The sequence below is a fragment of the Chryseobacterium sp. RR2-3-20 genome (assembly GCF_017808115.1).
In the GTDB taxonomy this organism is placed as follows: domain Bacteria; phylum Bacteroidota; class Bacteroidia; order Flavobacteriales; family Weeksellaceae; genus Chryseobacterium; species Chryseobacterium oryzae.
Map to the genome: position 1 here is coordinate 1 of NZ_JADQBD010000034.1, position 15,535 is coordinate 15,535.

The 15,535-nt window shown below is 34.6% G+C and carries 12 protein-coding genes; 4 read left to right on the top strand and 8 right to left on the bottom strand.

The features are described from left to right. Positions 1 to 165 precede the first annotated feature (165 nt). Positions 166 to 1,779: a pyruvate dehydrogenase complex dihydrolipoamide acetyltransferase gene (locus tag IV513_RS09155; protein WP_209390272.1), complete on the bottom strand. Its 1,614-nt coding sequence runs from the start codon at positions 1,777 to 1,779 to the stop codon at positions 166 to 168. Positions 1,780 to 1,887: 108 nt separating this feature from the next. Further along, on the bottom strand, positions 1,888 to 2,889 hold the full coding sequence (gene pdhA, locus IV513_RS09160; protein ID WP_209390273.1) for a pyruvate dehydrogenase (acetyl-transferring) E1 component subunit alpha: 1,002 nt from the start codon (positions 2,887 to 2,889) through the stop codon (positions 1,888 to 1,890). Positions 2,890 to 3,014: 125 nt separating this feature from the next. Between pdhA and IV513_RS09165 the strand changes: the two genes are divergently transcribed. Together IV513_RS09165 and IV513_RS09170 are read left to right on the top strand one after the other, a co-directional pair. Further along, complete coding sequence (locus tag IV513_RS09165) at positions 3,015 to 3,617, top strand: phosphatase PAP2 family protein (RefSeq protein ID WP_209390274.1); 603 nt, start codon at positions 3,015 to 3,017, stop codon at positions 3,615 to 3,617. A gap of 9 nt (positions 3,618 to 3,626) precedes the next feature. Continuing rightward, positions 3,627 to 4,103 carry a BlaI/MecI/CopY family transcriptional regulator gene (locus IV513_RS09170; RefSeq protein ID WP_209390275.1) on the top strand — a complete coding sequence of 159 codons (477 nt, stop codon included), beginning with the start codon at positions 3,627 to 3,629 and terminating at the stop codon, positions 4,101 to 4,103. A gap of 30 nt (positions 4,104 to 4,133) precedes the next feature. Here the strand turns inward: IV513_RS09170 and IV513_RS09175 are convergent, their stop codons facing one another. Beyond that, on the bottom strand, positions 4,134 to 4,496 hold the full coding sequence (locus IV513_RS09175) for an RNA-binding protein (RefSeq protein WP_209390276.1): 363 nt from the start codon (positions 4,494 to 4,496) through the stop codon (positions 4,134 to 4,136). A gap of 370 nt (positions 4,497 to 4,866) precedes the next feature. Here IV513_RS09175 and IV513_RS09180 point away from each other — a divergent pair, with 370 nt between their 5' ends. Continuing rightward, a complete protein-coding gene (locus tag IV513_RS09180; protein ID WP_209390277.1) occupies positions 4,867 to 5,244 on the top strand; it encodes a response regulator in 378 nt (125 codons plus the stop codon). A gap of 396 nt (positions 5,245 to 5,640) precedes the next feature. Here IV513_RS09180 and cas2 read toward each other — a convergent pair whose 3' ends face one another. From cas2 to IV513_RS09205, 5 genes are all read right to left on the bottom strand, one after another. Further along, positions 5,641 to 5,979 (bottom strand): CRISPR-associated endonuclease Cas2, encoded by a 339-nt coding sequence (cas2, locus tag IV513_RS09185; RefSeq protein ID WP_209390278.1) that lies wholly within the window; start codon positions 5,977 to 5,979, stop codon positions 5,641 to 5,643. Between the two features lie 48 nt (positions 5,980 to 6,027). Further along, positions 6,028 to 6,924, bottom strand: coding sequence for a type II CRISPR-associated endonuclease Cas1 (gene cas1 / locus IV513_RS09190; RefSeq protein WP_209390279.1), 897 nt, complete (start codon positions 6,922 to 6,924; stop codon positions 6,028 to 6,030). Between the two features lie 4 nt (positions 6,925 to 6,928). After that, positions 6,929 to 11,218: a type II CRISPR RNA-guided endonuclease Cas9 gene (cas9, locus tag IV513_RS09195; protein WP_209390280.1), complete on the bottom strand. Its 4,290-nt coding sequence runs from the start codon at positions 11,216 to 11,218 to the stop codon at positions 6,929 to 6,931. A 312-nt stretch (positions 11,219 to 11,530) separates the two neighbouring features. Next, positions 11,531 to 12,172 (bottom strand): DUF6266 family protein, encoded by a 642-nt coding sequence (locus IV513_RS09200; RefSeq protein WP_209390281.1) that lies wholly within the window; start codon positions 12,170 to 12,172, stop codon positions 11,531 to 11,533. A gap of 440 nt (positions 12,173 to 12,612) precedes the next feature. After that, positions 12,613 to 12,882, bottom strand: coding sequence for a hypothetical protein (locus IV513_RS09205; RefSeq protein ID WP_209390282.1), 270 nt, complete (start codon positions 12,880 to 12,882; stop codon positions 12,613 to 12,615). A gap of 464 nt (positions 12,883 to 13,346) precedes the next feature. Here IV513_RS09205 and IV513_RS09210 point away from each other — a divergent pair, with 464 nt between their 5' ends. Continuing rightward, positions 13,347 to 15,470 (top strand): Tex family protein, encoded by a 2,124-nt coding sequence (locus tag IV513_RS09210; protein ID WP_209390283.1) that lies wholly within the window; start codon positions 13,347 to 13,349, stop codon positions 15,468 to 15,470. The last annotated feature ends 65 nt before the right edge of the window (positions 15,471 to 15,535 follow it).

Below are 15,535 nucleotides of genomic sequence, written 5' to 3' on the forward strand. Positions count from 1 at the left end.
AAAAAGTTTATTGAAACAAAGTTCAATAAACTTTCTATATCATCAGTAACAATCAGTAGTACAAAGAATTTTACCAACTATTTTTGACTAATAAACCTTATTTAAGAATACAAAAAAACCTTCCAAATTTGGAAGGTTTAAGTATTTTAAAGAATCTATATTCTCTTAGAGTAATAATGTTAGAGGATTTTCAAGATAAGTTCTCAATGTTTGTAAAAACTGTGCTCCCGTAGCTCCATCCACCACTCTGTGGTCACAAGCAAGAGAAAGTTTCATTGTATTTCCTACCACAATTTGTCCGTTTTTCACAACAGGCTTTTCAATAATAGCTCCTACAGAAAGAATTGCAGCATTTGGCTGATTGATGATACTAGTAAACGTTTCAATTCCGAACATTCCTAAATTTGAAATTGAGAAAGTAGAACCTTCCATTTCATTAGCTTTCAGTCCTTTAGACTTAGCTCTTCCTGCCATATCTTTAACAGACTCGGAAATTTGAGTATACGTCATCTGATCTGTATTTTTAAGAACAGGAACCACCAATCCGTCAGGAATTGCCACAGCAACACCGATATTAATGTTTCCTCTATGGATAATCTTGTCCCCTGCCCAACTAGAATTCACTTGTGGATGCTTTCTCAAAGCAACAGCCGTTGCTTTAATAATCATATCATTGAATGAAATTTTTGTATCCGGTAAAGAATTGATTTCTTTTCTAGCTTCAATGGCTTTATCCATATTAATTTCAACCATCAGATAATAGTGAGGAGCAGTAAATTTGCTTTCACTTAATCTTTTAGCGATAATATTTCTTACCTGTGAATTTGGAGTTTCAGAATCTTCACCCTGTACAAAGCTTAATGCTACTTGTGAAGCAGCAGGAGCTGATGGTTGCGTTGCAGTTGATGCTTTAGATGCAGAAGGTTGATAGTTTTCGATATCTTTCTTCACAATTCTTCCGTTTTCTCCGGAACCTTGCACCGCATGAATATCTACCCCTTTTTCTTCTGCCATTTTTTTAGCAAGAGGAGAAATAGCTACTCTTTCTGAAGAAGAATGATTTACAGCAACATCTTCTTTTTTATTTTCTTTTTGAGTTTCAGATTTTTGCTCGGCAGGTTTTTCTGATTTTGCAGCCGACATTGAAGTTCCTACATTTGAAACATCTGTTCCTTCAGGACCAATCATAGCCAAAACCGAATCTACCGGAGCAGCACCGCCTTCTTCAACACCTTGCTTTAATAATACTCCATTAAATTCAGATTCGAAATCCTGAACAGCTTTATCGGTTTCTATTTCAGCAAGAAGATCTCCTTCTTTTACAGTATCACCAACATTTTTATGCCATTTAGCCACTTTACCTTCCGTCATGGTATCCGAAAGTCTAGGCATTGTAATAACTTCTACTCCTGCAGGAATTTCCGCAGTAGTTTGTTCAACGCTTGTAGAGCTGTTTTCTGTTTTAGATTCTTCTTCAGATTTTTTTTCTTCAGAAGCAGTTGCAGAAGGAGCAGAACCTGTTAAACCAGAAATATCCTCACCTTCGCTCCCAATAATTGCCAAAACAGAATCTACTGCAGCTGCATTTCCTTCTTCTACTCCTACGTATAATAGTGTTCCTTCTATTTCAGATTCAAAATCCTGAACAGCTTTATCGGTTTCTATTTCTGCTAAAATATCACCTTCTTTTACTTTATCTCCTACTTTTTTATGCCATTTCGCCACTTTACCTTCCGTCATAGTATCCGAAAGACGTGGCATTGTAATAACTTCTGCCATAATTTATTTTAATTTGAAAATTTGGTAATTTGTTAATTTGAAAATTAAAAAAGATACGATAATAAATCATTTTCAAACTTTCAAACTTTCAAATTGATTTATTATCTTTTAGTTTTCTAATTTATCTAAGAAAGGATAATCTTCCTGAGCATACACATAATCATAAATCTTATCAGGATCAGGATATGGTGAGTTTTCCATAAACTCGATACATTCTTCAACAAAATCTCTGGATTTATTGTCTATCGCTTCCAATTCTTCTTCTGTAGCCCATTTGTGCTCTAAAATTCTTTCTTTTACAAGCTCAATAGGATCATCTTTTTTATGGATAGCTACTTCCTCTTTAGATCTGTAAGGTTCAGCATCCGACATAGAATGCCCTCTGAATCTGTAAGTTCTCGCTTCAATAAAAGTAGGACCGTCTCCTCTTCTTGCTCTTTCAATCGCTTCATAAGCAGCTTCTGCCACTTTTTCAGGATCCATAGCATCTACAGCGAGACAAGGCATTTCGTATCCTAGACCTAATTTGTAGATATCTTCATGGTTAGCAGTTCTTTTTACAGAAGTCCCCATTGCATACTGGTTGTTTTCCACAACGAAAACTACCGGTAACTTCCAGTTCATTGCCATGTTGAAAGTTTCATGTAAAGAACCCTGTCTTGCAGCACCATCTCCAAAGAAACAGATGTTTACCGCTTTTCTGTCGAAATATTTATCTGCAAAAGCAATACCTGCACCCAAAGGAATCTGTCCCCCTACAATACCATGACCTCCGTAGAAACGGTGTTCTTTACTGAAAATATGCATAGATCCTCCCATACCTCCGGAAGTACCCGTTGCTTTACCGCAAAGTTCTGCCATAATTCTTTTAGGATCTACTCCCATCGCCATTGGATGGATGTGACATCTGTAAGCCGTAATCATGCTATCTTTGGATAAATCCATTGCGTGAGTAAAACCTGCAGGAATCGCTTCCTGACCATTGTACAAGTGTAAAAAACCTCTGATTTTTTGCTTTAAATAAAGAGAACGGCATTTATCTTCAAACCTTCTCCACATTGTCATATCTTCATACCACTTCAGGTATACTTCTTTTGAAAATTCTTTCATGTGATAGCTCTTGCTTATTTATGATGAAATAGTTGAGCAAAAATATAAAAAAACTTTGTTTTTATTATACACAGAACAATTGTTTTTTTGTTTATAGTATTATATTTACACTTCAGAATTAGTTTATGGAAGAAAAAAAGACTTCATCCCTTATTATTATTTCGAGAATTATCTCAGATTTTTTCAATCCATTGGTTTCGCTATTTATTTATTTTCTTTATTCCAGCATTAAAATATATACCTTAAAAGAAGCGGTACTGCATTTTCTTCCTATATTATTAATCACCATAGCTCCTATTATAGGATGGATTTACTGGAATGTAAAAACCGGAAAATATACCAATATGGATGTTTCTAACCGTATTCAGAGAAAAAGTCTGTATATATTTATTGCGGTATGTATTATGTTGTATCAGGTCTATCATTATCTCGTTCATGGTTTTCTGGATTTTGTAATGCTTTTTATTCTAATTCTTCTTTTTGCTTTACAGTACAGTAATTTGTATATTAAAAGTTCTATGCACACCGCTTTTAATGTTTTCGTAGCTGCACTTTTCTTTCATTATGACTGGATTGCGGGGTTATTATGGCTAATGATTGCCTGTTTGGTAGGAATTACAAGAGTGATTTTGAAAAGACACACCGTAAAAGAAGTATTTATGGGAGCCGGTATCGCAAGTTTGGTATCTTTTATTTATCTTTATTGCAGTATTCAATTTCAACACTAAGAATATTTTATGAAAATTAATCATCTCACTTCTGCAGAAGAAAATTTAATGAAGCTTTTTTGGAAACTAGACACGTTTTATCTGAAAGATATTATGGAGCAGCATCCTGAACCTAAACCTCATCAGAATACAGTTTCTACGTATCTTAAAATTTTAGTGGAGAAAGGTTATCTTTCTACAGAGAAAGAAGGCAGAATCTTTAAATATAAAACGGCATTGCCTTTAGAAGAATACAAGAAATTTATTCTTTCTGAACTTGCTGCTCATTTTTTTAATGGATCAGGAAAAGAAATTGTAGATTTTTTACTGAGCGAAGACTTTCTTACGGAGGAAGATTTACAAAATTCTTACAATCTGAAAATTGAATTGAATACCACTAAAAAGAAAGAACCGGAGCTGGAATATGCCGAAGAAGTTCTGAAAATTAAGAAAAGTAAAAAGGGAAAAGAAAAGAAAAAGAAGAAAAAAGAACAAAACAAAGCATAAAAAAAGCGGCTCGAAAGCCGCTTCATTATTTTACCAACGGTTTCCACCGCCATTTCCGCCACGGTTGTTTCCGTAACCACCACCGTTTCCACCACGGTTGTTACCATAACCACCTCCGCTTCTATTATTATCGAAACTTCTTCTTGGTTTTTCTTCTCTTGGTTTAGCTTCAGAAACGTTAAGAACTTTTCCGTTAAATTCTTTTTGGTTAAGCGCTTCTACAGCCTGCTGCCCTTCTTCGTCACCCATTTCGATAAATCCGAAACCTCTTGAGCGACCAGTTTCTCTGTCTGTTACAATTTTAGCAGATGATACATCGCCAAATTCTGCAAATAAATCGTGCAACTCATATTCTTTAGTTGCGTAGTTGATGTTTGAAACAAAAATGTTCATTTAAAAAAAATTAAAAAATTAATAAAAAATTGGAATATAAAAGAAAAGCAACATAATAATGAACATAATATTGATTCCAAATATAAACGTCTGCAAGATACAACTTATAATTTCATAGCAAAGTATATTATGAAATTATTTTAATAAAATTTTAATCAAAACAATATTTTAATAAAAACTGTTAATCTATTATGAAATTTTCATGAATAATTTTTAAAATAAAAACTATTCGCAGTAGATAAAAACATAATTCCTCATAAGAGAAATAAAATATACTGGGAATACGCATGAAAATCATTATTCTTCGCTTTTAACTTTACAAATTTTAATAACTGAAGAAGATTGGCTCTCTTTTTGTGATGCCGTAACCATGAAAACAATATTTATCGTAGAAGATGAGACAGGCATCCGTGATGCATTACAGCTACTCCTGTCATTTGAGAATTATGATGTAAGATCTTTCTCTACCGCAGCATTGTTCAACAGCAGAGATAAATCTGTGGTTCCGGATATTTTTATTCTGGATGTAAAACTTCCGGACGGTTTGGGAACAGATCTTTGTAATCAGATTAAACAAGATCCTTTAACAGCCGATATCCCTGTAATGATTATCAGTGCTCACGCCAAAGCAGAACAGGTAACTAATTCCTGTGAAGCAGATGAATTTATCCCTAAACCTTTTGATATAGATGATGTTCTGGTAAAAATTGAAAGCTTAATCAGTAAAAAAAATTCAGTATCTCTATAAATAAACAGAAAAGACCATTTTGTATTATATTAAATGGTCTTTTTTGACTTATATGAATAATCATGAATATTAAAATAACTAAAAGCTTTTTTACATTTTTATACACCCAATTTTCTATTCAAGAACTTATTCCTTTACTTTGAGATATGGTTTATCTGATGTATTATGAATTGCTTTAGCACAGACAAACCTCTCCTTTCCCATTTTACTGAATCTACTACCCCTTTTCCTCAACCGGATTTCATTTTTCAGTATTAACAACTAAAGAACTCATCCAATAATGGAGACAACAGTTGTGAATTGCTTTCATTTTTCAGTATCTTTGAGATACACAACAACCTCAAAAAATAATCTACTGGTTTTCAGTAGATTATTTTTACTTTTAGGATTGAGAATTTAGAATAATTCTAGTTGTTGAAAGGTTGGTGGCGGCTCTTCTCTATTCCTGGCAAAGAATATCTCTATGTCGCCAAATTGCTTATCGGTAATACACATAATCGCTACTTTTCCAGCTTTGGGGAGCATAAACTTCACTCTTTTGATATGCACTTCTGCATTTTCACGGCTCGGGCAATGACGGACATACATCGAAAACTGAAACAGCGTAAAGCCATCATCAATCAGGCCTTTACGAAAACGGTTGGCGTCTTTCATATTGGCTTTGGTCTCAGTCGGTAAGTCGTATAATACTAAAACCCACATAACTCGGTAGGCGTTAAACCTTTCGGCATTCATATTTCCATTGGTAAGATCTACAATATAAAAAGTAAGATGTAATCCATATCATTCAGCCAATTTGGGATAAGATATCAATCTTTTCTCTCCTGTATAGCATTTATACAAAGAAGATGCTGTGGTTTTTACAGCTACCAGAAGTGGTCTTGTTTTGCCGTCAATCTGCACATCTCTGGTGGCAATCTGCAGAATGTGGGCTTTAAATTCTTTAGTCAGTTCTTCTGTATCGGGGTTGAGCTTTAGCCACTCCATCACTAACCAATCGACAAATGGGCGGTAAGGCTCCATCAGATCATCTGCCAGACAATAGGGATTGTACTTATTTTTATGGAAAATCCCCAGAACTGGCAACAAACCGGTTTCTACAATGGCTCTGGCGACAATGCTCCTGAGAACCGCATATCCAAAATTAAAAAACTGGTTGGGTGAATCTCCAAAACGCTGCCTGAGAAAATCCATACTAATCAAGTACCTCCAATAATGCTGGGCGGCAATACCTTCCATATTGGTGATGTCGCCGGATTTTACGTTTCTTTGATACTCAAGCATTGGCTCGTAATAATTGCCAAGCTTCATCAAGACGTTTTTTTGGTTTTCGATTTTACATTCAATAGTTTGTTTCCAAAGTTGTTTTTTAAGAGGTTCGCTGGCTTCCAGTTGGTCTTTTACCCGATCTGAATGTTCGGTATGTCCGTACAGTGGCAACATTATCCCGTGCGGCAAATGGTGTGCATCGCAACTAATCACCACCACATTGTTTCCCATCATTTTCTGAATAAGGTTATGTGAAATGGTAATCTGAAAATGGTCTAACATCAAAAGTCCCAAATCTTCCACAGGCACGCTCCCCTTTTCGGTTTTGGTTTCCGGACAAAGGATTTTCATCTGCTCGTCTTTGAGCTTGAGATATGCGGGATTGCCGATGTAGATGGAGCGGGTGATCATTGGGTTATGCTTTTGAAATATTGCCTAAACGGTCAATGTTTAGTTTAATCAAAATTTCTTTTTCTTTTGTAAATTCTATTTTATTTAATTGCGTAAACTCTACTTTATTGACAATTGTTGTGGCGACTTGACAAGGAATTACAGAAAGTCTATTTCCTGTAAAACTTACTACTTTATAGATATTTTTAGTCTTATTGTTCGAAATTTCATTAAAATTTATTGCCTTTATATTTTCTAATTCATCACCATCAGGAACATATACCAAATCATTTGGACAGAGGAAAAAATCTGTTACGCCTTTAAATTCAACCACAGAAAGACCTTGCTTTTGTCTTTCAATTACTTCATTCAAAGGAATAGTTTCATAACTTCTTTTGCCATTCTTATCTTCATAAACTGCAAAAAATAAGTTAGTGCCCTTTGCTGCTTCTACATATTTGTCTTTCTTATTTCCAGCTTGTCCGACTTGAAATTTACTTCCCAATTCGAAAATTCTAACTTTATTAATCGGCTGATGTGGTTTTCCATCATTATATTTTGCGATATTATTATTCAAATCCTCTATTCCTTCGGGAGAAAATGCCAGTTCCGAACTACGTTTAAATTCCAAATAATTTTTAAGAATTTTCTGAATACCTGTATCTGTGATGGAATTAATCGTTTTTAAGTCAAAAGAAGTATCCAGACTTTTTCGTGTAGCTGTCAGTATTTTACCTTTTGGAACTTTTATTCTTGGTAAATCTACTTTTCCGGAAACAGTTTCTTTATGCATAGGTTTTCTTATAGCCCAGTTGATTCCTTTCTGCTCTATTCTTTCCTTAGCTTTTACACCGTCTTTTTCTACCCATTTTTCATAATAGTTGGTTGCCTTATTAATAACACGAAGATTCTGCTTGAAGCTTACAATTATGTTTTCCAGCTTGCTTTTAGCATCTAAAGTAAAATTATTCCAAGGTTTTAAAAATTGCTTTGGAACTTCTCTTTCCACTTTTTCTCCAGTCTTAATATCTGTATAGATTACCTTTTCAAACTGCATTAGTTTCTTTTTCAAATCGTAACGTTTAACATCCGATTTTGCAGACTGGTTATTGAGCAAATTAACGTGGTCTTTCGTTGCACAAGCAATCACCAAAGCATCCATTGCGTGGTGACGATGGTCTATTCTCTTTTTAGAAAACCCTTTGGAAAATTCAATAGGGACTGTTGGTAAAAACTTTTGATAATTTTCATTCCAAGCAGTAAAATCTGTTGAGTTGGTTAATTGGTTCATCCGCTCAAAACGTGGCAAAATCAAATCATTCCACACATCATTCAGACCCCAATCTTGTTTTAATTGTGTTGTTATTTTACCATTTCCAGGAACGATATTTTTAGAATTTACGCCTTCGTCACTTCCATCTTCTACACGAACGATATTTGAAAGAATTCCTGAAATATATTTACTGATATGACGGGTATCATTCAATTGCCGTTCAATCATCTTTTCAGGGATTTCTTCCAGTAGAAGTTTATTTCTTTTCCCACGATTATTGGCATAATGCTTTTTAACGAAATCCTCATATTCATCCACATTAAAAACTTTTACACTTTTTCCGAATCCAAGCTCAATGATTGTTCCGCCGAATTGCTTAATAAATCCTAATCCAATATAATTATCCTTCAGTTTATTAACTGCTGACTCACAAATTACTTTGTTACTAAAACTATCATCAAAATATCGGCTTTGCGGAATAATATGTTCAATTTCATACTCAGCCGTGAACAATTTATTGAGTGGAATAACCTGACCTGTATAAGGCGATTTGTACTTTTGCTCTAACCAAAGTTTATATCGTTTTAAGTCTGATGAAGATGGTTGTGCGGTTTTACTGATTTTTAGAATATCATCATCAATTTCGATATCTGATTTCAAGATTCCATCCTCATAGATTTTCAGAATTTCTTGCTGCATCGGAGAATAGGGACGAACATTTTCTACAGAGTTATCGTTGACCATTTCAGCTAGTAAAGCTTTGATACGCATATTTGTATTTTCATTTTCAGAAATTTGGCTGGTTAGCTTTTTTCTGTCATCGGCGGGAAGTTTCATTTCTCTTCCTAACTCGATATGAATTTCTTGGAAGAAATTTTTCTCTCCATTGCCGTATTTTAGCCAAATATCTTTTACCACACGTAAAGTCTCTGTGATAACTTGCTCTACGATAGGATTTCGAAGGGAATGTTGTTTAAAATCTTTTAAAAACTCTTCTAAATCATCAGCCGAATTCCATTTTCCAATTAAAGAAGCTTCAGAATGTCTGCCATAGACTATATATTGCGCCAACCATAATTGTAAACCCTGAAAATCGTTTTCAGTCGTTAGATGAATAGTTTTTTCTCTAACTTTTTCTTTAATATTCTCATCATATTCTCCAGTGATAATTTTCTGTATCCTGTCTTTTGAATATTTATCAATACCAGCATAATTCCAATACTTGCCTAAGCGCAATAAGGGTAACAATTTCTTAATCGCTTTCTCAGAAAAAGAGCCATATTCACTTTTAAAAGGCGGAAATTTCCTAAAAGCTTCAACAAAAGTATGCTCATCGAGATTGTTTTTAAAGGCAAACGATTTGAGCGCTTTTTCATATTCAATTTTATCATTTACCGAATAGATGATGTGCCAAATCTTTTGCTCTATTGCTCTTGTCAAGAAATCCGAAGCAATGTTTTCAGCTTTCTCCAAACGAGACGTAATCATTGATTTTGTTTCGTTGCAGGGATATTTTTTATCTTCTACAAAATTCCAACGATGCGTTTTTTCATTCAGTCCAAAATGTTTAAGCAACGCTTTTTGGTCAACTTCTTTTCTGTTATTTAAGAAATCAAAAAGTTTTTCAAAATCTGTTGTAGTGCTTAAAAATTCTTTCGTAACATTACTGTCATCGACTTTATAGTAAATATTCAAATTATACATCCATTGCCAAAGACGAAACTCCTGATAATAGGGATTAGATTTTGGTATGGCTTTTAAATACTGCGTTCGCTCTACTCCATTTTCATCTTTATACTTTCTGAATTCTAATGTACAGTTGGATATAGAAGATTTCTGGCTTTTTAATGGTCTTTGGTAAAAGATTATATCCTCCATAAAAAGATGTATGATATCTTTCTTACTTAATGTCAATTGATGTGCTTCATTATTACGATACAACTCTCTGACACAATCATTGTATAAGTCAGCATTTTGCAATTCGGAATGAAATTCTTTCTGCTTTTCTAAAATCTGTTTCAGTTCCTCTTTATAAAATTTACGCTCAATGGTACGGACAAGTTTACCTTTTATTTTTTGTTTGGGATTAGCAAGAAGCGTTTCGTAAATATAAGTTCCAACAGTTTTATGAGATTTTTCGTTTTCTTTTTCTGTTTTCTTTTTCACCAAAGTCCAATCATTTTCACTCGGTGCCCGGAAACTTCTTTTCTCATTTCCTTCTTTATCTGTTTTGATAGAACCGTCATCATTCAAATCTGTAGTAACAATAAAATCTCTGATTTTATCCTTCCAATCAAACAACGGAGTCTTACTGGCTCTTCTGTAAATCCATCCATTTTCTAAAATTATCGAAAACCAAATATCAGATTTACCTTTTTGTGGCTCATCTGCCAAAACATCAACAATTTTTAAAGAATAGAATTCGACCAATTTATTTGGATTTTCTTCCTCTTCTTCTCCACGCAATTGATAATAACCACGCTTTTGATTAAAATTCAAAAGAATCCAAGCCAGTTCCTCTTTTTCAATTTTTTGAGAAAGTGCTTTATTTCTGAGATAATAGATAGTCCAATCGTATGGAACAAGAGCTGGTTCGTCATTTTTATCGATTAAAATCTCAGGTTGATATTTCTTGAAGTCTGCTAACATTTCTTCGAAAGACTTTTTGAAAATAAATTCGCCTCCATCATAAACCAACTTGGGTTCTGACTCATCTTTAAATTTCCCAAAACGTTTTTCAAAATCTATTTGTGAGGCAAAATGTTGTGGCAAGAAATGTAGAACATTTAAAACCCGGTGGAGTCGTTCTCTTCTTAATAAAAACCTTTCTCGCAATCGTCTTACTCCTCTGTAACCAGTTCTTGTTGCGGTTTGAGAAACTGAATTTCCTTTACCAAATTCTCCCAAAATATCTTGAGACATCGGAATAATGCGACTTCCCATTCCAAGAATTTCGCCTTGTTTATTGGTAAAGTCTTGTTGAACTAATGCCCAACCAATTGAGTTAGTCCCTAAGTCCAATCCGAGTATATTTTTTGTCATAATTATTAAGTTTATTAGAAACTCTTAAATTTAAAAAAAAATTTTTATCAAATATTACGGAAAACCATAAACAGATTAAAAATATTATTTTTAGATTTGTAATCGAAAGCAATTCACAATAAGGATTATTCCGTTGTGAAAACATTTAGCACCTCGCCTATCTGCGGGGTATTTTTATTTTTTAAAGATTCCTATTTTTATTATAAAATCAATTATAATAAATACACAAGTATTCAAGACAGGGCAACTCGCCTTTTTTTATGCTTTGTAAAAAACAAAAAAAATCCACTCATTACAAGTGGACTTTTCAATCTAAATAGCGGTGTGCTCTCCAAGATAAAAACTGTTGCTGGCAAAAGTCTGCTTTTCAGTATTGAGATAGATGTAAACTTCTATCGGCTTACCAACACAAAAATTGGGCAACGTTACCGTGACGGAAAGATCACTGCGGACAGCTATACTTTCAAAAATCTGAAAATCTTTTAGATCTTTACAGTAGCAAACCACACTTACCTGATCTCCAGCCGACGCATTACCCTGCGTACTGTTATCTTCCCAACTTATCTCCACAACACCTCCAGCCTGCATAGCGACCGCTGCATTTTGGAAACCGGAAAGCTCTCCTTTGGTAATTAAAACTTTACTGTACACAAGCTCCGGTACACCCGCCACAACCTGTATGGCTTCGCTAATGGTATAAGATGTTGCAAGATTCACTCTGGATTTCACTCCACTTCCCGATCCAAAATACAGCGATTGAATAGACTTCAGCGGTTGCAGAAAGGTAACTGCAATTCTGAACTTATCCTGTTGAAGCAGCTGTTTCTCCGATGGCTCTTTCTGAGATTCTTTGGGTAGGCTTCGAATAATATCGATGCCTCTCCAGCTAGCTCCAACTACAGTTCCTACTTTACCTGAGAATCCTCCAAGAATTCCTTTCTTAATACTTGCCATGATATTTGTTTTTTATGGGTTAGTACAGCGAAGTTATTACACAAAACAAAAGGTTGTACACCCCTGAATGGCTATGACAGGATTTGACTTAATTTGAATGGAATTGACAGGTTTTCATACAATTGCTTCGGGAATACTTCCCGATTTCTTCGGGTTTTTTTCGGTAAAAAAATGTTTTTTCCGAAGGTTACCCAAAGCACACCCGAACAACAGACAAAGAATTATGTCCTAAACAGAGATTATTTTGAAAACAAGAAATTTTGTGTTAATTAAATTGAGTTCAGGATAAAGATTTATAAAATGTAAGCTAAACAAAAATGAAATTATAGGATTGATAAAAGATTAATACAAACCAAGGCGTAGAACTTCCAAAAGTAACACAAAACTTTGCCTTAGTTTGATAAACCAAGTGCTTTTGTATTAGATAAAAACACAAAAAATTATTTTCTGTATTTAAGAATTGATGTGGTATCGTAATAAATTTTCCCTTTCATGATGGTATAGTCAATAAGACCTTCTTTCCGCCATCGGTAAAGGGTACTGTCGCTTACATGCAGCTCGCGCTTGGTATCGGCTGCATCTTTGTAAAAACTCTTGTCGGTAGTAGGAAGATGAGGAAAACCTTTTCTGAGAATATCCAGCATTTCTCTGTGAGATTCGATTAATGCAATAAGCAAATCTGCAATTTTAAAAGCTTTTTTGTTCTTCATGATTTGTGTTTTTTAAGAGAATTAAAAATAATAAAAAAAACAGCAGTTCAATACAATTAACGATCAAATTTTCAATACTTTAAATACTTTAAATATTATTCATTCATAATAATATATGATTAAAACAATTAAAAAAAGAGTCTTGAATAGTGTATCTTTTTTATGATTTTTTAAATTCGTTGAATGCATTTTATTATCTATAAAGAATTAATTAAAAAACCTCAGTTTTTCTTTATTACATGAAAACGCAACGACAGACGAAGAATTTTATAAGAATATTGAAATAAGGCAAAAAAATCTGTTTCACTTATTTCCAAAAACAAAATTTAAAACATACTACGGGTTAAAAAATAAATTTCAAATACCAACAAGCTCTTCAATTTTCAGTTTCTTTTTTTAAATTACCTGCACAAAGATTGGCTTTATCGTTACAAAAGACTATTTTCGCTTTCCAAAATTCAGAAATGACTTCTATAGAATTTATACAGAAACAGCTCAATATATCGTCTAAAAGCATTGCCAATACACTTAAGCTTCTCTCCGAAGACTGCACGGTTCCTTTTATTTCTAGATACCGAAAAGATGTTACAGGAAATCTGGATGAAGTTCAGATTGAACAAATTGCAAAGCTTAACAGACAGTTTGAAGAAATTGTTAAAAGAAAAGAAAGCATACTGAAATCTATTGAGGAACAAAATGCCCTCACAGAAGACTTGCAGCAAAGAATAGAAAGCAGTTTCGACCTGCAGGAGATTGAAGATCTTTATCTGCCTTTCAAAAAAAGAAAAAAAACGAAGGCAGATGCTGCCAAAGAAAAAGGTCTCGAGCCATTGGCAAAAATCATTATGAGCCAAAAAGCCCACGATTTGGAGTCTTTAGCATCAAAATACCTCAACGGTGCTGTTGATTCGGAAGAACAAGCTTTACAGGGAGCAAGAGATATTATAGCCGAATGGATTAATGAAAATATGTATGTCCGCAAAAATCTGAGGAGACTTTTTCAGAGAAAAGCGGTCATCACTTCAAAAGTGGTAAAAGCAAAAAAAGACGAGGAGGCTGCACAGAAATTTTCGCAGTATTTCGACTGGGAAGAAAATGTTAACAGAATACCTTCTCACCGTCTTCTCGCTATGCTTAGAGCAGAAACAGAAGGTTTTGTAAAAACAAATATTGGAATAGATAAAGATGAAACTCTGGAATTTATTGAAAATGCCATTCTAAAATCTGATAATGAATGTGCCGAACAGATTGCCCTCGCCATAAAAGATGCTTATAAAAGACTTTTGGAACCTGCAATCTCCAACGAAATACTGCAGGAAGCAAAAGATAAAGCAGATAAAAAAGCCATTGAGATTTTCTCGGATAATCTACGACAGCTGCTTCTTGCACCGCCTTTGGGCGAAAAAAGAATTCTGGCTATTGATCCCGGATTCAAAAGTGGGTGTAAAGTAGTCTGTCTCGACGAAAAGGGAGATTTACTCCACAATGAAACCATTTACCCACATGCTCCACAAAACGAGTCGGGAATGGCAATGAAGAAAATCCGTTCGATGGTAAATGCATACAACATCCAGGCAATATCTATCGGAAACGGTACCGCAAGCCGGGAAACAGAGTTTTTCATTAAAAAAATTGGTTTCGATAAGCCTATTCAGGTTTTTGTTGTATCGGAAGCGGGTGCATCGGTATATTCTGCCAGTAAAATTGCAAGAGATGAATTTCCTTCCTTCGATGTTACTGTACGTGGTGCAGTTTCTATCGGAAGAAGACTATCTGATCCTTTGGCAGAGCTTGTGAAGATAGATGCCAAATCTATTGGTGTAGGACAGTATCAGCATGATGTAGACCAGACCCTGCTGAAAAGCGAACTGGATTCTACAGTTATGAAATGTGTAAATGCTGTAGGAATTAATCTGAATACCGCCAGCAAATCTCTGTTGAGCTATGTATCCGGAATTGGGGAGAAAATGGCAGAAAACATCGTTAACTACCGTTCTGAAAATGGTGCCTTTGAAGACCGTAAGCAACTGAAAAAAGTTCCACGACTGGGAGAAAAGGTTTATCAGCAGGCTGCCGCGTTTGTAAGAATCAGCCATGCGAAAAATCCTCTGGATAATTCGGCAGTTCATCCGGAAGCGTATGGAATTGTAGAAAAAATGGCTAAAGATTTAGGATTAAAAACAGAAGAGCTTATTTCGAATAAAGAAAAAATTGCTGCCATTCAGCCTGAAAAGTATATTACAGATACTATTGGAATCATCGGGATTAAAGACATTCTGAAAGAGCTCGAAAAACCAGGATTGGATCCCAGAAAAGCCACCAAGGTTTTTGAATTTGACCCCAACGTTAAAAAAATATCCGATCTTAAACCGGGAATGATTCTTCCCGGTATTGTAAATAACATTACCGCCTTTGGATGCTTTGTAGACTTAGGAATTAAAGAAAGTGGTCTGGTACATATTTCTCAACTGAAAGAGGGTTTTGTTTCGGATGTAAATGAAGTGGTGAAACTCCACCAACACGTTCAGGTAAAAGTAACAGAAGTAGATGAGGCGAGAAAAAGAATTCAGCTTACCATGATTCTATAATGCATTAATTAACAGTTCATCAACATAAAAAAGCAGCTCAATACCGAGCTGCTGAATCGTTTTTT